Genomic DNA, 22,395 nt, shown 5'->3' with positions numbered 1-22,395 from the left:
GAGCCTCTGGCATACCAATAAAACTTACAGATGTGTCCCTGCGGCCTACAACATCAGGCCTCCAGCAGCATTGGGCGGTTGGCCCGCCGACACCCTTGTGCCCACCGGCGGCGCAGGGGCGATAACTACGTTCCGTATTAGTACGGGCCGTAAGTTTAACGGATGTTTGGCTTGTTTTTCCCCAAATGGTTCCGATCGGGGAACGATCTTTCGCAGCCCTGATCGAAGCACTGCGCAACGCCGCGCATTTACGGATTTCCGTTTTGAGCGTTGGCAGAGAGCGGCCAGAGCCGCACAGCCATCCGGGGTCACCAGTGTCCAAACTGTCCATCCGTACGAAGATCATATCAGTCATCGCCTTCATGCTCGTCACGATGTGCGGGCTCGGCGTTCTCGCCGTGGCCAGTATGCGATCGATCAACGCGAACACGGTTGACATTGCCACCAACTGGCTGCCGAGCGTGCGTGCGATCGGTGAGCTGCGCGCAGATATCAATCTCCTCCGCATCGCGCTGCGCGCGCATGTGATGGCGGAAACGGCGGAGGCAAAGCGGGCTGCGGACCAGCGCGTTGCCGGAATTCTCGAGACGATCAACAAGGACCGGAAGAACTACGAGCCGTTGATCACGTCGCCGCAGGAGCGTGCGATCTATGACAACTGGGTGCAAGCCTGGGAGAAGTACGTCGTCGCAATCAAGCAGGTGATGGACGCATCCAACAACAGTGTCGGACGGATTCCGCGCGAGGCGACCGATCTGCTGGAGAAGTCGGCAGCCGCGATCGCGCGCGATGCCGACAAGTACTTTGTCCAGGACATCGAGTTCAACAACAAGGGCGCCGCCGACGCGACCCGGCAGGCCGCGGACAGCTACTCACGCGCGATGTGGCTCGTCGTGTCGATCATCGCGGCGGTGGTCATCGCCGGCGTCGCCGTCGGCTTCTATCTGGTGCAGAACGTCTCGCAGGGGATCGCATCGATCATCAAGCCGATGCAGGAACTGGCCAAGGGCGACCTGAGTGCGGAGGTGACGCATCGCGGCGAGCCGACCGAGATCGGCGCCATGGCGGACACCCTGCAGGTCTTCAAGGAAGCCTTGATCGCCAAGAAGGCGGCCGACGAGCTCGCTGCGCGCGATGCTGAAGCCAAGATCGAGCGCGGCCGCCGCGTCGATGCCATCACGCGCCAGTTCGAGGCGACGATCGGCGAGATCGTGCAGACGGTGTCGTCGGCGTCGACCGAGCTCGAGCATTCCGCCGGCGCGCTGTCCTCGACGGCAAACCGCTCCCAGGAAATCTCGACCGCGGTCGCAGCGGCCTCCGAGGAAGCATCGACCAACGTGCAGTCGGTCGCCTCCGCCACCGAGGAGCTGTCCTCGTCGATCACCGAGATCAGCCGCCAGGTGCAGGAATCGGCGCGCATGGCCAATGAGGCGGTCGAGCAGGCGCGTATGACCAACGATCGCGTCGGTGAGCTGACCAAGGCCGCCGCGCGCATCGGCGACGTGGTCGAGCTGATCAATACGATCGCAGGCCAGACCAACCTGTTGGCGCTGAACGCGACCATTGAGGCGGCCCGTGCCGGCGACGCCGGACGCGGCTTCGCGGTCGTCGCGTCCGAGGTGAAGGCGCTGGCGGAGCAGACCGCCAAGGCCACGGACGAAATCGGCCAGCAGGTGTCCGGCATCCAGGCCGCGACGCAGGAATCGGTCGGCGCGATCAAGGCGATCTCGACGACGATCGAAAAGCTGTCCGAGATCTCGTCGGCGATCGCCGCCGCGGTGGAAGAGCAGGGCGCCGCCACCCAGGAGATCTCGCGCAACGTCCAGCAGGCGTCACAGGGCACCCAGCAGGTGTCGTCGAACGTGGTCGACGTGCAGCGCGGCGCCACCGAGACGGGAACGGCGTCGTCGCATGTGCTGTCCGCAGCGCAATCGCTGGCCTCCGACAGTGACCGCTTGAAGCGGGAGGTCGCCTCATTCTTGCAATCAGTCCGCGTAGCCTGATCTGCTGCGGGGTTCGGCGCTGCCGAGACCGTATTAGTACGAAGTTCAGCATTAACGGAACTTTGCGGACAAGGCGGCAGGCTGACGTTCGGCAGCTGCCGACCTTTTTCGTTTCGCTGCGGCGCACCGGCGCCGTAACAATGCTGTCGGCCGTGAAGATGCGACCGGTTGTGCGAGACATTTTTTCTCGGAGGATCAACGGACGTGTCCAAGCTTTCCATTCGCATCAAGATCATCAGCGTCATCGCCTTCATGCTGGTGGTGATGGCCGGGCTGGGCTTGCTTTCGCTGCGCAGCATGCGCGACATCAACGCGCGAACGGTCGACATTTCCACCAACTGGCTGCCGAGCGTGCGGGTGCTTGGCAACCTGCGCGCCGACATCAACGTCTACCGGCTCACGCTTCGCGCCCATGTGATGGCGCTGACCCCGGAGGCGAAAGCCAACAACGACAAGCGCATGGCCGATGTGTTCGACAAGGTGAAGAAGGACATCAAGGCCTATCAGCCGCTGATCTCGACGCCCGAGGAGCGCAGCATCTACGAGTCCTGGACGCGCGCCTGGGACAAATACACCGCCGAGGCCGAGAAGGTGCTGGAGGTCTCGCGCAAGAGCATCGGCAAGCTGCCCGACGACGTCGATGCCCTGTTCAAGCCTGCAAGCGCCGCAGCCTCCGCGCAGGAAGAGATTCTCAACAAGGCGATCGACTACAACGACAAGGGCGCGGAGAGCGCTACGCGCGATGCGGCCGACGGCTACAACAGCACCTTCTGGATCGTGACGACGATTATTCTCGGCGCCGTCGCTGCCGGCGTCGGCGTCGGCTTCTATCTCGTGCACGACGTCTCCTCCGGGATCGCCTCGATCATCAAGCCGATGCAGGCGCTCGGCGAGGGCGATCTCTCGGCCGAGGTGCCGCACCGCGGCGAGCCGACCGAGATGGGCGCGATGGCCGATACGCTGCAGGTGTTCAAGGAGGCACTGATCGCGAAGCGAGAGGCCGACGCGCTCGCCGCCCGCGATGCCGAGGCCAAGATCGAGCGCGGCCGTCGCGTCGACAACATCACCCGCCAGTTCGAGAATACGATCGGTGAGATCGTGCAGACAGTGTCCTCGGCGTCCACCGAGCTCGAGCATTCCGCCGGCGCGCTGTCGTCGACGGCGACACGCTCGCAGCAGATCTCGACCCAGGTCGCGGCTGCCTCGGAGGAAGCCTCGACCAATGTGCAGTCGGTCGCCTCGGCCACCGAGGAGCTGTCTTCATCGATCACCGAGATCAGCCGCAGGAATCGGCGCGCATGGCGTAGGAGGCCGTCTCGCAGGCACGCCAGACCAACGATCGCGTCGGCGAACTGTCGAAGGCCGCAGCCCGCATCGGCGATGTCGTCGAGCTGATCAACTCCATCGCCGGGCAGACCAACCTGCTGGCGCTGAACGCCACGATCGAGGCGGCACGCGCCGGCGAGGCCGGCCGCGGCTTCGCGGTGGTTGCCTCCGAAGTGAAGGCGCTGGCCGAGCAGACCGCGAAGGCGACCGACGAGATCGGCCAGCAGATTGGCAGCATCCAGGCGGCGACGCAGGAATCCGTCGGCGCCATCCGCGACATCTCCGGCACCATCGAGCGCCTGTCGGAAATCTCCTCGGCGATCGCCGCTGCCGTGGAAGAGCAGGGCGCGGCGACGCAGGAGATCGCGCGCAACGTCCAGCAGGCCTCGCACGGCACCCAGCAGGTGTCGTCCAACGTGGTCGACGTGCAGCGCGGCGCGGCGGAGACCGGCCAGGCGTCGACGCATGTGCTCGATGCCGCGAAGTCGCTGGCCTCCGACAGCGATCGTCTGAAGCGTGAGGTGGCGAGCTTCCTGGAGTCGGTGCGGGCAGCCTGATGTCTACGCCACCGGCGCAGCAGGCGGAGCCTGCTGCTGCCGGCGGAACAGCACCTTCTGGTACAGCCAGCCGATGGCGACCAGCACGAGGCCGAGGCCGATGAAGGACAGCGCGCGCCAGACCCCGGTGAGCGCTGACATGTCGACCAGGAAGGCCTTCAGGATCGTCAGCGCGATCACGATCGCGGACGCGAGGCGGGCGCGCTGCGACTGCACGATGACGCCGATCCCGAGCAGCGCCACGCCGAGGATGAGCCAGGCGATCGAGTAGGTGTACTGCTCGGCCGCGCTGGTCGGGCCGCTGGTCAGGTCGGGACCGTGATAGATCCGGCGGATCTCGAGGCTCACATAGGACAGCGCCAGGATCAGCGCGCCGGCTGCGAGCGTATTGCCGTAGGCCGGGGGGCGGCGCCCCGCCACCGCATAGGACAGCAGCAGCATCAGCACCGCCGGGAATGCATAGGCCAGGATCAGGATGTTGAGCAGGCCGCCTTTGATCGTGACGTCCGAGATCATTGGATTCTCGAGCAGCAACAATCCGAGGAGGGTGGCGCCGCCGGCAAAGCCGGTCAGGATCACGGCGCTGACATTGTGAACCACGCTGCCGCTGCGCGCGCGCAGCCGCTCCAGTCCGATCGCCAGCGCCAGCGCGACGCAGACATCCAGCCCGATCTCGGCGAGCGAGGGCACCGCCAGCATGTCGCCGTCATTGACCGCGTGGCGGATTTCCAGGAAGGCGAGCAGGGTGGTGAACAGGATCGCGGCGGCCTCGACGGCGCGCAGCGGCGCATCGTCGCCATGGCGGCGCATCAGATAGCTCGCGCCCCAGAACGACGCCGCTGGCACGCCATAGCCCCAGAGCAGCCAGTTCAGGATCGGCGTGGTGCCGACATCGGCGCCGACGATCCGCGGGTCGTAGCCGATGCGGAGCACCACGAGCCCGGCAAAGGCCGCAGCCAGGATGCGCAGGAACGGGATCGGCCGGTGTTCGAAGATCCAGGCGGTGCCGAGCGACATCAGGGCGAGCGCGATCGTCAGCCAGCCCTTCTCCAGCGCAAAGGTCAGCGCCAGCGCCAGTGCGCCGAGCGTGCCGGTCGCGAACAAGGCGATCGAGAAACTGAGGCCGGGCCGCTCCTCCCGCCGGGTCAGCGTCTCGGTCGCCACGGCCAGAGTTGCCGCGAGCACCACCGCCAGAATCGCGAACGGAATGGAGCGATCGAGATGGGCAATGCGCGCGTACAGGGCGACCAGCAGCGCGAGCGGCGTGAACACGCCGGCCGCCGACCACACCACCGGCACCACGGCATTCTCCGAGCGTCCCTGCGCCAGGAAGCCGGCGGCGCCGAAGCCGATCGCGAAGATCGCTGCCGTGACCAGATGCCACGACACCGAGGCGCCGAGCGGGTTCGGTCCCATCGAGGGCAGCGCGCCGCCGGGCAGCACCAGAAGGTCGGGATTGTCGCGCAGCGCCCATTCGGCGAACACCAGGAACACCGTGGCGGCCGCCGCGCCGACCGCGCCGCTCGCGCTCGGTGCGCGCCAGGCCACGGCGAGCGTCGCCGCCACAACAGCCGTGAAGCCGATCAGCGCCAGGCCATCATGGAAGCTCGCCAGCACGACCAGCATCGCGCCGAGCAGGTAGACGGCCAGCGCGGCTGATGAAATCGGCTCGGCGTCGTCGCTCTCGGCGGCCGGTCCGAACACGAAGCCGCAGACGACGATCAGCGCCGCCAGCGCAAAGCCGGCGATGACGTGGAACACGTGCGGCGCGACGGTCTCGATGCCCATGTCGAGCCCGGGCAGCGTCCACAGGAACGACAGCCCGATGGTGGTCATCGCGAGCCAGCGCCACAGCCGCACGCGGGCCAGCGCGAAGGCGGCGGCCGTGACGATGGCGAGATAGATATACAGCGCCCAATAGTTCGGCTCGCCGGTCGACACCAGCACCGGTGTCGTGAACGCCGCGACGAGGCCGAGCCCGGCCAGTGCCGGACCGTGCAGGAGCCCGGCCGCCAGCGTGCCCAGCGCCACCAGGCCGAGCAGCACGAAGGCGAAGGCGGGCGGCAGGAACCCGTACAGCGCATAGGCGGCGTAGACGGTGGCGAAGGCCACCGCGGTGCCGGCGGCGGTCAGGATCGCCGGAATATTGGCGATCGGCAGCGCGGCGATCTGCGAGATGCTTTCCTTGCGCCTGGTCCACTCGCCGGCGGCGAGCAGCGCGGCGGCGAACAGCGCGCCCAACGCGACGCGCACTTCGGGGCCGACCAGGCCGGCCTCGATCGAATAGCGCACCATGAAGAAGCCGCCGAGCGCGAGCGTCAGCCCGCCGATCCACACCACCCAGCGGGTGCCGATGCGCTCCTCGAAGCCGGCCACCGGCTGAGGCAGCGGCGGCACGGCCGGGGAGCCCGGATCGGCCGTTTGGTCCGCCGTGACGGCTGCGGGCTGCAAAGCGGGCTCCGTCACCTCCGGCAGTGGCGGCGGCACCGCCGGGGCTGTGGTGGGCTCCTGCAGCGGGCTCAGCGGCGGTGCGCCGGGGACCGCCGGTGCGACCGCAATCGGGCGCGCAGCCTCCAGCTTGGCCAGCCGGGCCTGCACCTCGGCCAAGCGATCGGAGGTCTTGCGGGCGAAGGCGAGCGCCGCGAACGCGACCAGCAGTGCAATCCAGTCCAGGGGCCAATCGAACATCACGCCGAGGAGTCCTTATGATCAGTGGCGCCCGCCGGCGTCGTGGAGAGGCAACAGGGCCAGGTCGGCCCGTGATTGCGCAGCTGGTCGCCAGGCGGCACGCGCGTGCCGCCACGATGGCTGCAGTTCCTTGAGTGTCAAACCGCGGAGCTGAAGTTCAAGCGAGGTGGCAGGCTACCCGGTACGCCGTCGCGACTGGCTCACTCCAGATCGATCCGAAACGGCACGCTGTCGACCATCATGGCGCCGGGGCCGATCGCATCCAGCGCCCGGACCATGCGGCCGTCGCGGCCCAGCGCCTTGTCGGCCAGGCTGACGATCAGGCGATTGGGCGAGGCGATCGGGGAGGCGGCCCGGATCGCCTGGGCGATCTGCAGTTCGTCGCGATGCGGATTGAGCGCGCAGGCGGCCGCGAAGGCGCTCGCGGTGGAGCGGCTGATGCCGGCATAGCAGTGGATGACCAGCGGCGCGGCCCGGTCCCAGCCGCGGACGAAATCCAGCACCTGCGTGACATGCTCGTCGCTAGGCGCCACGAAGCCCGCGAGATGCTCGGTAATGTCGTCGACCGAAACCCTGAGGTGGTTCTCGGGCCGGACCGTCTCCGGCCGTTGCACCTGCTCGACATTGGCCATGATCGTCAGCACATGGCTGGCGCCGGTGAGGCGCACCGTTTCGGGCAAAGCGGCAAGCGAGCAGACGTGGATCATATCGGGCCTTTGAAAACCCGATTATACGATCGCGGGCCCGCACACAAAAGCGGCTTTCGGGGGTCTGCGGCGTCGATCGTGCCAAGCGCGGGTTGGACCGCGGCCGGCACTTCGGAGGTGCAGAGATGGCGGCTCAGCGGGTGTTCTTGAACTGCCGCAGCTCCTGGCGGGCGAGGTGGGCCTTGCCTTCGATCTCGGCATTGATCCGGTCGAGCCGGTCCACCAGACTGTCGCGCAGACCGTCGCGACGGGACGGCGGCGGCACCGGACGCTCGACGGCCGGCTCCGACCAGGGGCGACGCAGGACAATCGCGTAGAGCCACACCATCGCGGCCACCGCGAGCGGCATGCTCAGAGCATAGATCTGACCGGTCGTCATCGGAGCCCTCCAAGGACCCATTGTCCTCCCAAATGTAGGAGCAAACCGGCACCGAAGCAAATCGGGGCGGACACATAGACCAGGGTCGGATCGGTATTTTGCGGCAGGAAGCCGTAGACTTCCTGCCCGATCGGCACGAAAACGCCGACCGAGACGATCGCGGTCGCGAGCGTATTGGCCCAGTTGGCCAGCAGTTTCAGCCGCTCGTTGTGGCGCTCATCCGGCGTCAACGGCATGGCTCAATTCCCCGAATGGGTTGCGTCCCCGAGCACCAGGTTGAAGCGGGTCAGGAACCGCTTCTCGGCCTTGGCCGCGCTCCACGGCGTCAGATAGTCCGTGACCGTGGCGTCGGAGAGGCCGGGATCGCGGCCGAACAGCTTCTTGGCCTCGGTCTCGGCGAAACCGGCGAGCCTCGTCGCCTCCAGGAAGGCTGCGCCGCGATCGGCGGCCTTGATCTGGCGCTCGATCTCGGGCGCGAGCTCCGGCGGCAGGCCGAAGCGGATGTGGATCGCGCCGAGCAGCCGCTTCTCGACGCTCTTGTAGCCGTCGCCCAGCACCGCCTTGAACGGCGAGATCATGTCGCCGATGACGTATTCCGGCGCGTCGTGCAGCAGCGCCGCGAGCCGCAGCCTCGCATCGATGTTGGGTTTTCGCGCGCGCATCACCGTCTCGACCAGCAGCGTGTGCTGCGCGACCGAGAAGATGTGCGCGCCCGAGGTCTGGCCGTTCCAGCGCGCCACGCGCGCCAGCCCATGGGCGATGTCGGTGATCTCGACGTCGAGGGGCGAGGGATCGATGAGGTTGAGCCGCCGGCCGGACAGCATGCGCTGCCAGACGCGGTCCTGCCCGTTCGGGGCGGTCTTGGTGGTCATTTGATCTTGAGGCGCGGGGCGCGGCGCTTGCCGCTGCAGGTCTCGTGGCAGAAGCAGGTGACGAGATGGTCGTTGACCATGCCGGTCGCCTGCATGAAGGCATAGACGATCGTGGGTCCGACGAATTTGAAGCCGCGCGAGGCGAGCTCCTTCGACATCTTGACCGACAGCGGCGTGGAGGCCGGCACGCTCGCGGTGGTCTTGAACGCATTGACCTTCGGCGCGCCGTCCATGAAGTCCCACAGGAACTTCGAGAAGCCGTCGCTCTCCTCCTGGATCTTCAGCCAGGATTTCGCGCTGAGAATGGCGCCCTCGATCTTGGCGCGATTGCGCACGATGCCGGCATCGTTCATCAGCGCGTGGATCTTCTTGTCGGAATAGCGCGCGATCTTCTCCGGCTGGAAGTCGTCGAACGCGCGGCGGAAATTGTCGCGCTTGCGCAGGATCGTGATCCACGACAGCCCGGCCTGGAAGCCGTCGAGGATCAGCTTCTCATACAGCGCGCGGTCGTCATATTCCGGCACGCCCCACTCCGTATCGTGATAGGCGACATAGAGCGGATCGCTGCCCGGCCAGGGGCAGCGCGTCAGACCATCCGGATGGACGACAGCGGCGCGACCCATCTCGCTACGCTCAGGCGACCGTCTGCTTGGGCGCGCCCTGCAGGGCCTCGAGATCCGCAACGCGCAAGGTGAGCCCGCCCGCCGTCAGCGGCGTGCCGGCCTCCATCGCCTCGGTGGCGCGGTCGATGCGCAGCAGCGCCATGCCTTTTTGCGCGGCGGCCGAGCCCATGGTGCCGACACTCTTCTCGCCGGCGGTGATCGGCGTGCCCGGCTCGGGGCTCGGGCCGTCGAGCAGCACTTGCGCGGTCCGCGTGCGGGTCGTGCCGCGATGATGCATCCGGCTCACGACCTCCTGGCCGACATAGCAGCCCTTGCCGATGTCGACGCCGTGCAGCCGGTCCATGTTGGTCTCATGCGGGAAGGCATCGCCATACATGAAGTCGAGCCCGCCGCGCGGCACCGCGCAGTCGATGCGATGCGCCTCGTAGGCGTCGGCATCGACGATCTCGGCGCCAAGCTTTGCCGCGATCTCCGCGAGCCTGTCCTGCGACGCGATGACGCGCAGGCCGAGGCTGTCGTGACGCGGATCAGTGAAGCCCAGCTCCGGCACCGTGCCGCTGGTACCGTCCCAGACCGCGATCACGCCGGCCTTGTCGGACAGGTTGCTGACCGCGACCTTGGCCCTGAGCTTGTAGACATTGAGCTTGTCGGTCAGCGCCTGCGCCAGCGCGCGCGGGCAGTCGAGCAGAAAGCGCTCGCCGCCGTCGTTCGCCGGCACCTGCGTGACCAGGAAATCGACGATGATCTTGCCCTGCGGCGTCAGCAGCGCGCCGAATCGGGCCTCGCCCGGATGCAGCTTGCCGACGTCGGTGGTGAAGAGCCCGTTGAGGAACCTGCGTGCATCGTCGCCGCTGACCTGGACTACGCCCCGGTCGTCGAGAAACGTCGCTTTCATTCGAAAAACCTCTTGCGACAGGCCGCACTGAAACGTAAGCCGCCCTGGCATAAACCACAAGGCTGAAACGCCCCCTGCGCGGTGGCTTCATTCTAAAGATCGAGACTTGCGTGCCGCCGGAGGCCAGCAAATGGGCAGGCGTGCAGCATGATCGATCTGCCTTGGGAGTGTGAGGAGAATGAAATCCTATGAGGGCTTCATGAGCGCGCGCTTCGACGTCATTCTGAAATCCGGCACCGTAGTCAATCAGGACGGCGAGGGCGTCCGCGACATCGGCATTTCAGGCGGACGTATTGTCGAGATCGGCGATCTCGGTGCCGCCTCGGCCGCCGAGATCATCGACTGCAAAGGCCTGCACGTGCTGCCCGGTGTGATCGACACCCAGGTGCATTTCCGCGAGCCTGGCCTCACCCACAAGGAGGATCTCGAGACCGGCTCGCGCAGCGCCGTCATGGGCGGCGTCACTGCCGTGTTCGAGATGCCCAACACCAATCCGCTGACGGTGACCGAGGAGGCGTTCACGGCCAAGGTCGAAGCGGGCCGGCATCGCATGCATTGCGACTTCGCCTTCTTCATCGGCGGCACCCGCGAGAACGTCGACCAGCTTCCCGTGCTCGAGCGCGCCGAAGGCTGCGCCGGCGTCAAGGTGTTCGTCGGCTCGTCCACCGGCTCGCTGCTGGTCGAGGACGACGATTCGCTCCGCCGCATCTTCCAGGTGATCCGCCGCCGCGCCGCGTTCCATGCCGAGGACGAATACCGCCTCAACGAGCGCAAGGGTTTGCGCGTCGAGAACGATCCGCGCTCGCACCCGGTGTGGCGTGACGAGGAGGCGGCGCTGCGCGCCACGCAGCGCCTCGTCAATCTCGCGCACGAGACCGGCAAGCGCATCCACGTGCTGCATATCTCGACCAAGGAAGAGATCGTGTATTTGCGCGACCACAAGGACGTCGCCACCGTCGAGGCGACGCCGCATCACCTCACCTTGGCGGCGCCCGAGTGCTACGAGCGGCTCGGCACCTATGCGCAGATGAATCCGCCGGTGCGCTCGGCCGATCATCGCGACGTGATCTGGTGGGGCGTGCATCAAGGCATCGTCGACATCCTGGGCTCCGACCACGCCCCGCACACGGCCGAGGAAAAGGACAAGACCTATCCCGCTTCGCCGTCCGGCATGACCGGCGTGCAGACGCTGGTGCCGATCATGCTCGACCACGTCAACGCCGGCCGGCTGTCGCTGCAGCGCTTCGTCGACCTCACCAGCGCCGGCCCGGCCCGCATCTACAACATCGCCCGCAAGGGCCGCATCGCCGCTGGCTATGACGCCGATCTGACGATCGTCGATCTCAAGCGCAGCGAAACCATCACCAACAAGTGGGTCGCCTCGAAAGCCGGCTGGACGCCCTATGACGGCGTGCGCGTGACGGGCTGGCCGGTCGGCACGTTCGTGCGCGGCCAGCGCGTGATGTGGCAGGGCGAGCTGCTGACGCCGGCGACGGGCGAACCGGTGCGGTTCATGGAGACGTTGCGGCCGTAACAGCGCTGCATATTCGTTTGCTCCGTCATTGCGAGCGCAGCGAAGCAATCCAGGGTGATGTGCGGGACTCTGGATTGCTTCGCTGCGCTCGTAATGACGCAGAGCGGGCATCACGCTTCGCGATTATCAGCTCGTAGTCCGGATGAGCGATAGCGACATCCGGGTTCACTGATACAGAACGTGAAACTGCGTCCGTAACGGAGCTGCGTGTTAGTTTGCTCGGCGTCATTGCGAGCGCAATGACGTGGAGCAGACATCAAGCTTCGTCACTATCACCGTCTGATTGTTGGCCGCGATGTCCGAGACCGTTCACGCGAACAGCTTGTCGATATCGTCCTGCGAAATCGCCACGCCCACGCGCTTCGGGCCCTCCAGCAAATCCGGCTCGGTGCTTGGGGCAGCGACCTCGGCGGCCAGCCGTGCCAGCTCCTCTTTTCCCCACATGCGGACCAGCCGGTTGATGTGGTCCTCCATGAACTGCAGCGACTTGACCACGCGCGTGATCCGCTGCCCTGTGAGGTCCTGGAACGCGCAGGCCTCGAACACCTTGTTCGAGCTATCGAGGATCTCGTCGGATACCGCCGCGGCCGTCGGGTCTTTGACGCTCTGCAACTTCGCGACGCTGGTGCCGATCGCCTCCATGCTTTCGAGGATCGCGTTCCCGGCTGTCTCCGTATTCTCGACGATCGCATCGAGGGTGTCGGCCATCGTCGCGAAATTGTTCTTGCTGTCGCCTTGAAGAGCGGCGAATTCCCGTCGCATGCTGCTGATGTGGCCGAACATCTCGACCAAGAGCGTTTTCAGCATCCTCTCTTCTTCTGGCGCGATCATCAGCAATCCTCAGCTTTTCTTTAACGTTTTCCTTACCAGATTCTTCACGCGACGGTTCCCAAACCCCGGCCTGCTCGTCTGCGATGGCAGTTCGGATTTCGGTTCGGCGGTGACCAGGTCGCGACACGGCTATCGAGATTTCGCGTCAGCTCGAAACGGTACTGTGGTCAGGTAGGTGAAGACTAGCTACCTATTTTTCCCTGTTTTCGTTAAGGGCGCATGTTCATTCCCGTCAAAAACCTCAAATTGTGAAGGGTTTCGGACGCGAAAGGTCCACCGCTCGGCAGCCGGCGGACGCCGCGTGACGGGCTGGCCGGCCGGAACCTTCGTTCGCGGCCAGCGCGTGATGTGGCAGGACGAGCGGCTGATCTCAACTTCATCGCGCCTGCTGCGTAACCTGCGCCCAAGATTCCGATTTTGCCTTTTCAGAATTCGCGCCGTTTCTCCCGCATCCCGCCCCAACGAGAGGGGCATTCGCGTGGTCGTCACGAGACGCGCGGCGGGGAGGCGGTGGACGTGTTGGGGTACAGCGCGGCTTTGCCGGCGCGGACGAACAACATCGATGCGGACGCGAAGTCGTGTGGTCCTGGCCTCCTGATGCCGGGGTCAAGCCTGCGGTTGACGCGAGAGCGCCGGCGCGGGCGACGGGGGCAAGACAGCCGGTCCCCGGAGAGCAAGCCCAGCCTTTCCTGCACCCTCGATTGTCGAGAGGGGAACGTCAGCCCATCGCTCGGACGCGAAACGCGCCGCGAGGACGATGAGGCGTGTCTATCGTTCTTTGACAGGTGTAGATGGACGCTGGGCTCGCAAGATAAAGCCCCGCGTTGACCAGCAATGGTCCGGTGTCCCGCGGGACTTTCTGCATCCACAACTGTCATCCCCGCGAAAGCGGGGATCCAGTACGCCGCGGCGTATCGAGGAAACACTGGCGTCTCTGGAATACTGGGTCGTCCGGTCAAGCCGGACGACGACAGCCGGTGTGCAACTACTGCGTCGCGCGTGACAGCGAGAATTCGCCGTTGCGGACGCGCTCCGGCATGCCTTCGACGAAGGTCGCGACGGCGTCCTCGCCATAGGTGCTGACGAGCTCGGCGAGCGCGGCAAACAGGCTGGCCTGCGCCAGGCAGTCGCCATCGACGCCGTCATGGCGCGCTTCCGCCCAGGCTTCGTTGAGGTAGCTGAGCGCGGCCTGCTTCTGCTCATGGTCGGGCAAGGCGGCGGGAAGGACGCTGAAGGTGACGGGATAGCTCATTGAATTCAGTCTGGCGGGGCCGCAAGGCGCGTGGAATTCCGAACGCGGGCGCGCCGGACGAATGAGGTTTACCACGCAGGGCGCGGACGCCTAGGCCAGTTCTTTAGGAAAGGTTAACAAGGTTAACACAATCGTGGATAACGCGATCGGCTCAGTTGGCGTAGCGCGCCGTGAGATCGCGCGAAATCTTCGAGCCTTCGTCGATATAGCGCCGGATCGCGACCATCGCCGCCGGCGTGCAGGTCCGGTAGGTCTGCTGGAAGCCGTTATAGCCGCGGTTGAAGCCGGCGATCATGCGGGCGCGGCGGTCCCCCGCCGGCGTCTCCGCGTCGATCAGAGCCTGCATCTGGTTGCGCCATTTGGCGCCTTCATTGCTGCCGCAGATGCCACGAAGGTAATGCAAGGTGCCGAGGATCTCGGCCAGGCGTTGCAGATCGCCATCGAACGGCGCAGCCGCGTCCTGCGCCCGCGCCGGGACGGCGGCGCAAGCTGCGGCGAGCATCAGAAGGGCGAACAGGCGCTTGGCGAAGATCGGGAACACCGGGGTGATATGCCTTTGTGCGGTGGCGGACGCAAGGCGGGCCTGGAGCATGATCCGGAAAAGTGGAAACCGGTTTCCCGAAAGGATCATGCTCAAACAAAGAGGAAAGATCATGATGCGTTTCCGTGGAAACGCATCATGATCTAGAGCAGCACCCGGGCGGCGGCAATGATCTCGGGCAGCCCGTCGGTGAGCTGCAGGCCGTCCAGCGCCGTGGGAACGCGCCACTGGGCGTCGTCCAGCTCATGGTTGAGCCGGGGCTCGCCTTCCTCCCAGTGCGCGGCGAATGGCAGGATGACGTAGTGGCCGCCGCTCCCCGCAGGGGGCAGCACCTCGCGCCAGCCGGCAAGGCCGATGACGGCGATCCTGAGCCCTGTCTCCTCCAGGACCTCGCGTGCGACAGCCTCGTGCAGGCTTTCGCCAAATTCCACCCGGCCCCCCGGCAAGGTATAGACGCCCCGGGCGGGGGACCGCGCCCGGCGCACCAGCAGGATCTTGCCCTCTCGAAAGATTGCGGCGCTGACGGCGAGCTGGGGATGGCGCGGAGGTGCTGGGTCGTTCATCGCAAGGTGGCTCCAGGAGGGGGCACCGTAACGCGAAGACCGTCACTCCGCAGCTCCGTTCTGCGGATCAGAAGCTCGCCATGATGGCGTCCACGGCATCGACCTCATCGACTTCCGCCACCGGTTCCGGATCGAACTCGATGTCGCCATTGATGATGCCGCCGGCCTGCGACACCAGCGGCTTGACCCAGCCTGCAGCCTGCTCGGCGAGCTTGGCCTTGGTGGCGTCCTGCTTGGCCTCGCGCATCGCGCTGCCCACCGCCAGCAGGATGTCGGTCATGGTCTTCGTGATATGGTCGAATTTGTCGCGAATTGACGGATCGGCCTGCTCATAGGCCTCGATGACGAGATCTCGGGCCTTGAAATTGGTGTGCGTGAAGTGTTCTGGATAGGTCAGCGGCGACCACGCCAGAAAATCCTCGGCGCATTCCGGAATATCGGGAATCATTTCGAGCAGCATCACGGCTTCGTTGAAATGATTCAGATAGTCGGTGGCGAGGCCGGTGCGTGGATTAATGTTGGCTGCGCGCAGGATCGCGGCGCGCGCCGGATCAATGGCGCTGCCCGCCGGTCGTTGGGTCGTGCGATCGGAAGGCACGGATTGGGTCGCCGCTGCAGTCATCGGCTGCAGTGTTCGCAACCGGAGTTAAAAGGTACTGAACACACGACGATTTGAGTGAGATTATGTGTGGACGTTTCGTGATCACTTCACCTCCGGCAGCGCTCCGGCAAATCTTCGGCTACGAGGAGCAACCGAACTTTCCGCCGCGCCACAATATCGCGCCCACGCAGCCGATTCCCGTAGTTTTGCTGGATCAGGACATCAGGCATTTTCGCCTGATGCGCTGGGGCTTCATGCCGGCGTGGGTCAAGGATCCCCGTAGTTTCACGCTCCTGATCAATGCGCGTTCGGAGACCGTACGCGAGAAGCCCGCGTTCAAGAACGCGATTCGGCGGCGGCGCGTTCTTGTGCCCGCTGATGGATATTACGAATGGCAACTGATCGACGGTCGCAAGCGGCCGTTCTTCATCCATCGTCGTGATCGCGCGCCGCTGGGCTTTGCGGCGCTCGCGGAAACCTGGATGGGACCCAATGGCGAGGAGGTCGATACGGTCGCGATCGTCACCGCGGCGGCGAGTTCCGATCTCGCGGCCTTGCACCACCGTGTTCCCGTGACGATCAGGCCGAACGATTTCTCGCTCTGGCTCGATTGCCGCGCGGATGATGCCGACGACGTGATGCATCTGATGGTCGCGCCGGAAGTGGGCGAGTTTGCGTGGTATGAGGTGTCGACGCGCGTCAACGCGGTCGCCAATGATGACGAGCAATTGTTGCTGCCGATGACCGACGAGATGCGCGGCGCTGAAGACGCGCAGCGCAAGCCGGCAAAGAGAGTTGCGTCTAAAAAAAATACAACCGCTATTGCCGATGATGGGCAGGGGAGCCTGTTTTGAGACAGGATGCACCGTGGAAGACTGGGCCCTTTGCCTTCGCGAAAAGAGCACAGCAGAGACCGTCACGTTCAGGTCGGATGCGGCCTATTTGAAAATCCTCAGCGCCGCGTGCTGCAGCAGCATGATGGTTTTGGCGTCCTGGATGCGGCCATCGCTGATCATCGCCAGCGCTTCATCGAGGGCAAGCTCGAGCACCTCGATCTCCTCGCCCTCATGCGCCAGCCCGCCGCCGGCGCTCACGCGCATCTGCGGCTCGTAGGCGGCGACGAAGAAGTGGATCTTCTCGGTGACGACGCCCGGACTCATGAACGCCTCGAACACGAAATGCACGTCGTGCAGCCGGAACCCGGTTTCCTCCTCGGCCTCGAGGCGGATGCGCTCCTCCGGCGCGGCGTCATCGAGCAGCCCCGCGGCGGCCTCGATGAGGAGATCGTCGTAGCCGTTGACGAAGGCCGGGTAGCGGAACTGCTTGACCAGGATCACGCTGCGCTGGGCGAGGTTGTAGGGCAGGATCGCCGCCGCGTTGCCGCGGTCGAACACGTCGCGGCTCTGCATCTGCCAGCTGCCGTCGTCGCGCCGCCACTCGAACCGGGTCGACGTCAGCGTGCCGTAATGGTCTGAGAGCACGCGCCGCTCATGCACGCGAATGCGGTCGGAGATGCTCATGCTGGGCCTCTATTTCATTCCGGGCGTCGGCGGGCGGCCGTCGAGCCATTTCGAGAACACCACGCTGTCCTGCACCGCATAATCGAGCGTCTGGTAGAACGCCTGCACTTTGGTGTTGTCGCCGCGCACCATCAGCATCAGCTTGGCGATGCCGCGGGCACGCAGCCAGTCCTCCGCGGCTTCCATGATGGAGCGGCCAAGATTGCGGCCGCGATGATCGGGATCGACGCTGACGTAATAGACCCAGCCGCGATGGCCGTCATGGCCGACCATCGCGGACGCCGCGATGGTGCCGCCGACGCGGCCGACCAGGACGGTGGCATTGTCGCCGCGGCGGGCGAGCGCGATGTCGGCAGCCGGATCGTTCCACGGCCGCGTCAGCTCGCAGCGCTGCCACAGCGCGATGATCGCGGGCACGTCGGTATCGGTGATGTCGGAGATCGCGAGAGCAGGGAGCGTATCCATAAGTGCACTGAGACCCTAGAGAACCTTGCCGGGGTTCATGATCCCCAGCGGATCGAACTGCGCCTTGATGGCGCGCATCAGCGCGATCGCAGTTGGATCCTTCACGTCCGGCAACTCGTCGCGCTTGAGCACGCCGATGCCGTGCTCGGCGGAGATCGAGCCGCCCATCCGCAGCACGATCTCGAACACGACCGCATTCACCTCGTGCCACCGCGCGAGATAATCGGCGGTGTCGGCTCCGATCGGCTGGCTGACATTGTAGTGGATGTTGCCGTCGCCGAGATGGCCGAACGGCACCGGGCGCGCGCCGGGCACCTTCTTGACGACGGCCTCATTGGCCTCGGCGATGAAGGCCGGCACCGCCGCGACGGGGACCGAGATGTCGTGCTTGATCGAGCCGCCCTCCGGCTTCTGCGCCCACGAGATGTCCTCGCGCAGCTTCCAGAACGCCATGCGCTGGGCGAGGTTGTCGGCGATGACGGCGTCGTCGACGATGCCGGATTCGAAGCCCTGCTCGAGGATGCTCTCGAGCGTCGCCCTGGCATCGTCACGCGACGACGACAGTTCCATCAGGACGAACCATGGATGCGGACCGGACAGCGGCGCGCGGTTGCCCGCGACATGGCGGATCGAAAAGTCGAGCGCGATATGCGCGATCAGCTCGAAGCTGGTCAGGCTGCCCGCGGCCTCGGCTTGCGCGATCGCGAGCAGCTTGAGCGCATCCTCCGGCGACTTCAGCCCGACGAACGCGGTCTCGATCGCGCGCGGCTTCGGAAACAGCTTCAGGCTCGCCGCGGTGATGATGCCGAGCGTGCCCTCGGCGCCGATGAAGAGGTTGCGCAGGTCGTAGCCGGTGTTGTCCTTCTTGAGCTTGGAGAGCGCGTTGAGCACGCGCCCGTCCGCCAGCACGACCTCCAGTCCGAGCGCCATCTCGCGCGCCACGCCATAGGCAAGCGCGGCGGTGCCGCCGGCATTGGTGGAGAGATTGCCGCCGATGGTGCAGCTGCCCTCGGCGCCGAGCGAGAGCGGGAACAGGCGATCGACCTCGGCGGCCTTCTGCTGCGCCACCTGCAGCACGACGCCGGCCTCGGCGATCATCGTGTTGGAGGCGGTATCGACGTCGCGGATCTTGTCCATGCGCTTCAAGGACACCACGACCTCGCCATTGTGCGGCGTCTGGCCGCCGACGAGGCCGGTGTTGCCGCCCTGCGGCACCAGCGCGATGCGATGCGCACTCGCGAGCTTGCAGATCTCCACGACCTCGGCGGTCGAGCCGGGGCGCAGCACCAGCGGCGAGCGGCCGTGGAACAGGTTGCGCTCCTCGGTCACGTAAGGCGCGACGTCGGTCTCCGCGGTCAGCGCCTGGCGCTCGCCGACGATGGCGGCGAATTGCGCGATCAGTTCGGGGGACAGCGGCGGCAAAGCAGGCTGGCTGATGTTCATCGTGGGTCGTTTCCAGTGTTATCGCGGCGCGGCAGCGCGGCGCAGCCGGTCGTTGATGGCCTCGCCCAGCCCGTCATCCGGGATCGGCATCACGGCGATGCTGCGCGCGCCCCTGGCGTCGAGGCTGCGAAGATAGCCGAAAAGATGCGTCGCCGCCTCCGCCGGATCGCCGGACGGCGACAGGTTCAGCATGGCCGCGGCGTTGGCCGCGCCGGGGATCGCCACCGGGCCGAAGGCGAGCAGCGCTTCGCCCGGCGCAACCTCGGTCGCGGCGAGGCGCACCGCGGCGCGCGGGGCGTAATGCGAGGCGAGCATGCCCGGCGCCAGCGGCTGCTCGGAGGCGGGCGTCTCCGCGGCGGCAGCCCGGGCCAAAGGGCGCCCGAGCACGGCCTCGATCGCCTCGCGCGGGACGCCGCCCGGGCGCAGCAGGACGGGTTCGTCAAAGCAGCCGATGATGGTCGATTCGACGCCGACCTCGACCGCGCCGCCGTCCAGGATCAGGTCGATCCGGCCGTCCAGGTCCGCCGCGACATGCGCCGCCGTGGTCGGCGAGACGTGGCCGGAGATGTTGGCCGAGGGCGCCACCACGGCGCCGCCGAAGGCCGCGAGCAGCGCGCGCGCAACCGGATGCGCGGGTACACGAATCGCAACCGTATCGAGCCCGGCCGTGGCGAGATCGGCCACCTTGCACCCCTCCGCCTGCGGCAGCACCAGGGTCAGCGGTCCGGGCCAGAACGCCTGGGCGAGGCGTTCCGCGACGGCATCGAAGCGGCCGATCCGGCGCGCCGCGGCGCTGTCGGCCACGTGGGCGATCAGGGGATTGAAGGCCGGCCGGCCCTTGGCCTGGTAGAGCCGGGCGATCGCCGCGGCATTGCTCGCATCGGCGCCGAGCCCATAGACGGTCTCGGTCGGGAACGCCACCAGCCCGCCGTGCGCGAACACCGCCGCGGCGGCGGCGATCCCGGTCGTGTCGGCGGGCAGGATCTTGGTGTCGATCGCGATGGTCTCGGGCGCGGGCATCAATGGTGCGGGATGATGGTGGTTGTCCTGTCCGGCTATAGCCGTCGGAGCGGTTCGAATGAAGCGCGCAAATGCGGCGCTGGGCTGCGCCCGCGCCATGTCCTTCCCTCAAAGTCTCGATGCCTCAAGCAGTTAACCGATCGTCCTGACATCGGCAATTTCGATGCGATTTCCTGCCTCGTGTGCCTTGCGGAGATGGAAACCCGACGCTATAAGCCGGCTTCCCAAGTCGGAGCGTGGCTCAGCCCGGTAGAGCACTGCGTTCGGGACGCAGGGGTCGCAGGTTCGAATCCTGCCGCTCCGACCATTGGTCTCATTGGCTTTTCCAGCCTCTATGAGATTTCCCGAAAATCACCCGGATGACAGGTTCGATCACAGATGGTCGCGTGTGCCGTCGTCCGTCGTTTCGACACGCCTTCCACTGCACTGGTCAGACATAATTTCGGATGTTGCCGATGCGTTGCGCGACCGTGTTGGTGCAGTCACGTCGCAGCTGGAACGTCGAGCGGGGGATCAGACGCGTGGAGCGGAGCCGAATACGATTCCAGCACCGGCAGCTGGCGGAGCATGAGATAATCGGCGTTGAAGCCCGCCAGCCGCACGAGGCCCGGCCAGTCGGTCACCGCGATCGTGCGTGAATGCCAATGCAGCAGCTCTCGGCGCCGGAGCTCCTGAATGGTGCGATTGGCATGAACCGGTGAGATGCCGCAGATCGCGGCCAGATCGGGTTGGGTGAAGGGAGATGGAAAGCGCAGATCGCGGCCGAGGCCGACGGCGCGCAGCCGCACTGTGATCTCGCAGACCAGATGGGCGACGCGGCTAAGGGAATCCCGACTCCCGAGATTGGTGAGCCATGTCCGCAGCGATCCGGTCTCCGCAAGCGTCATCAGCGTCAGGGCATGGGCGAGGCGCGCCGACTGTGCTGTGGCCAAGCGAAAGAACGCATGCGGCACGAACGCGGCCACGACAGGGCTCAGCGTGCAGAGCGTGCCAGTCACCGCAGGCGAGACCATGGTGTAGAGGTCCGGCACGTCACCGGCAACGTAGATGGCGGTAATCTGGCCGGCGTCGGTGTCCTTCCAGCACAAATAGCCCTGCAGGAGAACACAGCAGACGGAGGGTTCTTCGTTCTTGCGCCAAATGACCTGATGCGAGGCGAAGCTCCGGATCGAGCTGGGCATTCGCGCCAGCAATTCCAGATCGTCGCTCGACAGTTCCATCAGGCTCGTCAGCCGGTCGGCCAGCTTGGTAAACGCAAAACCTGCCTGCATCCCCCGCCCATCCTCAGCCCATCGGTTGCGGTGAATCTTGCGCCCGGAATTGATCTCAACATTCGCAAGTTCATATTGTTCCTCTTCGCGGGACGGGCAGGACGTTCCTTCACAGGAAACCTTCGCGCGGCCGCGCTTGCGTCGGACGCTGCTGTATTTCAGGCCCGGCGAGATCAAGCCGGATCAGGTTCACGCCCCATCATGGGATGGCGGCCGCTGCGTCTGTGGAAGCATTGGGGTGTTGTGACGAGTGCCATGTCAGGTCCCATCCAAGGCAGCTCGTGACCCAGCTTGCCGAGCGCTGCCGCCACCGCGAGGCCGCCGAGGAGGACATGTGCCGGGCCGGCGGACCGCGTTGCCGAGCGGTCTTCAGCTTGCTAACGTCATCTGGTTTGGGCCGAATGAGAGGCGCTGGTGACGGAGACGGAGAAGGCCGAGCAGGTCGTGGCGGCGCTGAGGTCGGCGCAGGCTGCGGCCCCGGATGCCGCATTGCAGATGTTGAATGGGTTGATGGGGCTGGTCCGGAGCCCGGGCGACGAGCAGCCGTTCGAGACCGAAGAGGCCCGCTCCTCGGCATTCCTGTCGATCTGCGAGGTCGGCAAGGCGCTGCACCGAGGATTGCCGACCGATGCGCTTTGGCCGGCGGCGATGTCGGCCAGCGAGCGATGGCTGGCGCTCGCCAGATGAGCGGACCTCAAGCCGGCGTGGCTGGTTCGAACTGGCGTGCCATGACGGTCGACGACCTCGCCAGCGTCGATGTGATCGCAGCCCGTGTGCACCCCTCTTATCCCGAAGATCAGGCCGTGTTCGCTGAGCGTCTGCGTCTGCATGCTGCGGGATGCCGCGTGCTGATGACGGGGGCCGGCGAGATCGCCGGCTATGTGATCAGCCATCCCTGGCATCTGGGCGAGCCGCCGGCGTTGAACGTCCTGCTCGGCGGCCTCCCCGAAGCCGCTGCGACCTATTACATCCACGATCTGGCGCTGCTGCCGGATGCCCGCGGCAGCGGTGCCGCGTCCTGGATCGTTGCGCAACTGGTCCGGCATGCGCGCGATCTCAACCTGCCGTCGCTCGCGCTGGTCGCGGTCAACGGCTCGACGCCGTTCTGGACGAAGCAGGGGTTTGCGGTGACGGCAGCCGAGAGCCGCGACAGCAAGCTCGCGAGCTATGGCGCGGATGCGCATCTGATGCGGCGTCTGCTGAGTTGAGCAGCGCAGGCCTTCCCGGACGCTTCAGGCCATGCGATCCAGTGGTCGTCTGAGGAGCGGCGACCACGCCGCCGCATCCATTCCTATCAATCGTGT

The 22,395-nt window shown here is 66.0% G+C and carries 22 protein-coding genes, 1 tRNA gene and 1 pseudogene; 7 read left to right on the top strand and 17 right to left on the bottom strand.

Annotation, left to right across the window (positions count from 1 at the left end; all coding sequences use genetic code 11):
* Positions 1-314 precede the first annotated feature (314 nt).
* Together ACVIJ6_RS00815 and ACVIJ6_RS00810 are read left to right on the top strand one after the other, a co-directional pair.
* Complete coding sequence (locus ACVIJ6_RS00815; RefSeq protein ID WP_456771064.1) at positions 315-2,003, top strand: methyl-accepting chemotaxis protein; 1,689 nt, start codon at positions 315-317, stop codon at positions 2,001-2,003.
* Positions 2,004-2,207: 204 nt separating this feature from the next.
* A pseudogene (locus ACVIJ6_RS00810) lies at positions 2,208-3,886 on the top strand (methyl-accepting chemotaxis protein).
* A 3-nt stretch (positions 3,887-3,889) separates the two neighbouring features.
* On the opposite strand, the gene ACVIJ6_RS00805 reads toward ACVIJ6_RS00810, so the two are convergent.
* The 7 genes from ACVIJ6_RS00805 to ygfZ all read right to left on the bottom strand — a co-directional run bounded on the left by ACVIJ6_RS00805 (position 3,890) and on the right by ygfZ (position 10,050).
* Positions 3,890-6,574: a DUF2339 domain-containing protein gene (locus ACVIJ6_RS00805; protein ID WP_456771063.1), complete on the bottom strand. Its 2,685-nt coding sequence runs from the start codon at positions 6,572-6,574 to the stop codon at positions 3,890-3,892.
* 200 nt (positions 6,575-6,774) lie between these two features.
* On the bottom strand, positions 6,775-7,281 hold the full coding sequence (locus ACVIJ6_RS00800) for a tyrosine phosphatase family protein (protein ID WP_456771062.1): 507 nt from the start codon (positions 7,279-7,281) through the stop codon (positions 6,775-6,777).
* Between the two features lie 133 nt (positions 7,282-7,414).
* On the bottom strand, positions 7,415-7,660 hold the full coding sequence (locus ACVIJ6_RS00795) for a hypothetical protein (RefSeq protein ID WP_456771061.1): 246 nt from the start codon (positions 7,658-7,660) through the stop codon (positions 7,415-7,417).
* Complete coding sequence (locus tag ACVIJ6_RS00790; RefSeq protein WP_012042570.1) at positions 7,657-7,896, bottom strand: hypothetical protein; 240 nt, start codon at positions 7,894-7,896, stop codon at positions 7,657-7,659. Before ACVIJ6_RS00790 ends, ACVIJ6_RS00795 begins: the two co-directional genes overlap by 4 nt.
* A 3-nt stretch (positions 7,897-7,899) precedes the next feature.
* Positions 7,900-8,532, bottom strand: a complete 633-nt coding sequence (locus ACVIJ6_RS00785) for a YfbR-like 5'-deoxynucleotidase (protein WP_456771060.1) — start codon at positions 8,530-8,532, stop codon at positions 7,900-7,902.
* Positions 8,529-9,155: a DNA-3-methyladenine glycosylase I gene (locus ACVIJ6_RS00780; protein ID WP_456771059.1), complete on the bottom strand. Its 627-nt coding sequence runs from the start codon at positions 9,153-9,155 to the stop codon at positions 8,529-8,531. The genes ACVIJ6_RS00785 and ACVIJ6_RS00780 overlap by 4 nt, the downstream gene beginning before the upstream one ends.
* A gap of 10 nt (positions 9,156-9,165) precedes the next feature.
* Complete coding sequence (gene ygfZ, locus ACVIJ6_RS00775) at positions 9,166-10,050, bottom strand: CAF17-like 4Fe-4S cluster assembly/insertion protein YgfZ (RefSeq protein WP_456771058.1); 885 nt, start codon at positions 10,048-10,050, stop codon at positions 9,166-9,168.
* Between the two features lie 199 nt (positions 10,051-10,249).
* Here ygfZ and ACVIJ6_RS00770 point away from each other — a divergent pair, with 199 nt between their 5' ends.
* Positions 10,250-11,584 (top strand): dihydroorotase, encoded by a 1,335-nt coding sequence (locus ACVIJ6_RS00770; protein WP_456776858.1) that lies wholly within the window; start codon positions 10,250-10,252, stop codon positions 11,582-11,584.
* A gap of 309 nt (positions 11,585-11,893) precedes the next feature.
* Here ACVIJ6_RS00770 and ACVIJ6_RS00765 read toward each other — a convergent pair whose 3' ends face one another.
* From ACVIJ6_RS00765 to ACVIJ6_RS00745, 5 genes are all read right to left on the bottom strand, one after another.
* Positions 11,894-12,415, bottom strand: coding sequence for a protein phosphatase CheZ (locus ACVIJ6_RS00765; protein ID WP_456776857.1), 522 nt, complete (start codon positions 12,413-12,415; stop codon positions 11,894-11,896).
* A gap of 985 nt (positions 12,416-13,400) precedes the next feature.
* A complete protein-coding gene (locus ACVIJ6_RS00760; protein WP_012042576.1) occupies positions 13,401-13,667 on the bottom strand; it encodes a hypothetical protein in 267 nt (88 codons plus the stop codon).
* A gap of 151 nt (positions 13,668-13,818) precedes the next feature.
* Positions 13,819-14,169 (bottom strand): TIGR02301 family protein, encoded by a 351-nt coding sequence (locus ACVIJ6_RS00755; protein WP_456776856.1) that lies wholly within the window; start codon positions 14,167-14,169, stop codon positions 13,819-13,821.
* Positions 14,170-14,351: 182 nt separating this feature from the next.
* Positions 14,352-14,771 (bottom strand): NUDIX hydrolase, encoded by a 420-nt coding sequence (locus tag ACVIJ6_RS00750; protein ID WP_456771057.1) that lies wholly within the window; start codon positions 14,769-14,771, stop codon positions 14,352-14,354.
* 67 nt (positions 14,772-14,838) lie between these two features.
* Entirely contained in the window at positions 14,839-15,393 is a 555-nt protein-coding gene (locus ACVIJ6_RS00745; RefSeq protein ID WP_041750553.1) for a hypothetical protein, read from the bottom strand.
* 62 nt (positions 15,394-15,455) lie between these two features.
* Here ACVIJ6_RS00745 and ACVIJ6_RS00740 point away from each other — a divergent pair, with 62 nt between their 5' ends.
* Positions 15,456-16,226: an SOS response-associated peptidase gene (locus ACVIJ6_RS00740; RefSeq protein WP_456771056.1), complete on the top strand. Its 771-nt coding sequence runs from the start codon at positions 15,456-15,458 to the stop codon at positions 16,224-16,226.
* Between the two features lie 84 nt (positions 16,227-16,310).
* Here the strand turns inward: ACVIJ6_RS00740 and ACVIJ6_RS00735 are convergent, their stop codons facing one another.
* Genes ACVIJ6_RS00735 through ACVIJ6_RS00720 form a run of 4 tightly spaced genes read right to left on the bottom strand, consistent with a single transcriptional unit; the run spans position 16,311 to position 19,820 of the window.
* Positions 16,311-16,892, bottom strand: coding sequence for an NUDIX domain-containing protein (locus tag ACVIJ6_RS00735; RefSeq protein ID WP_456771055.1), 582 nt, complete (start codon positions 16,890-16,892; stop codon positions 16,311-16,313).
* A gap of 9 nt (positions 16,893-16,901) precedes the next feature.
* On the bottom strand, positions 16,902-17,357 hold the full coding sequence (locus ACVIJ6_RS00730; RefSeq protein ID WP_456771054.1) for a GNAT family acetyltransferase: 456 nt from the start codon (positions 17,355-17,357) through the stop codon (positions 16,902-16,904).
* A 15-nt stretch (positions 17,358-17,372) separates the two neighbouring features.
* A complete protein-coding gene (locus tag ACVIJ6_RS00725; RefSeq protein ID WP_456771053.1) occupies positions 17,373-18,800 on the bottom strand; it encodes an FAD-binding oxidoreductase in 1,428 nt (475 codons plus the stop codon).
* 18 nt (positions 18,801-18,818) lie between these two features.
* A complete protein-coding gene (locus ACVIJ6_RS00720; RefSeq protein ID WP_456771052.1) occupies positions 18,819-19,820 on the bottom strand; it encodes an L-threonylcarbamoyladenylate synthase in 1,002 nt (333 codons plus the stop codon).
* Positions 19,821-20,050: 230 nt separating this feature from the next.
* On the opposite strand from ACVIJ6_RS00720, the gene ACVIJ6_RS00715 reads away from it, so the two are divergent.
* Positions 20,051-20,127, top strand: a tRNA-Pro gene (locus ACVIJ6_RS00715).
* A 175-nt stretch (positions 20,128-20,302) separates the two neighbouring features.
* On the opposite strand, the gene ACVIJ6_RS00710 is transcribed toward ACVIJ6_RS00715, so the two are convergent.
* On the bottom strand, positions 20,303-21,091 hold the full coding sequence (locus ACVIJ6_RS00710; protein WP_456776855.1) for a Crp/Fnr family transcriptional regulator: 789 nt from the start codon (positions 21,089-21,091) through the stop codon (positions 20,303-20,305).
* 414 nt (positions 21,092-21,505) lie between these two features.
* On the opposite strand from ACVIJ6_RS00710, the gene ACVIJ6_RS00705 reads away from it, so the two are divergent.
* Together ACVIJ6_RS00705 and ACVIJ6_RS00700 are read left to right on the top strand one after the other, a co-directional pair.
* Complete coding sequence (locus tag ACVIJ6_RS00705; protein ID WP_456771051.1) at positions 21,506-21,778, top strand: hypothetical protein; 273 nt, start codon at positions 21,506-21,508, stop codon at positions 21,776-21,778.
* The gene (locus tag ACVIJ6_RS00700; RefSeq protein WP_456771050.1) at positions 21,775-22,299 is read left to right on the top strand and encodes a GNAT family N-acetyltransferase; all 525 of its coding nucleotides are present in this window, start codon (positions 21,775-21,777) and stop codon (positions 22,297-22,299) included. Before ACVIJ6_RS00705 ends, ACVIJ6_RS00700 begins: the two co-directional genes overlap by 4 nt.
* Positions 22,300-22,395 lie beyond the last annotated feature (96 nt).

The organism is Bradyrhizobium sp. USDA 4369 (genome assembly GCF_054056435.1).
The sequence above is the reverse complement of the archived record's forward strand: the minus strand, read 5'-3'. Positions and strand labels throughout refer to the sequence as shown.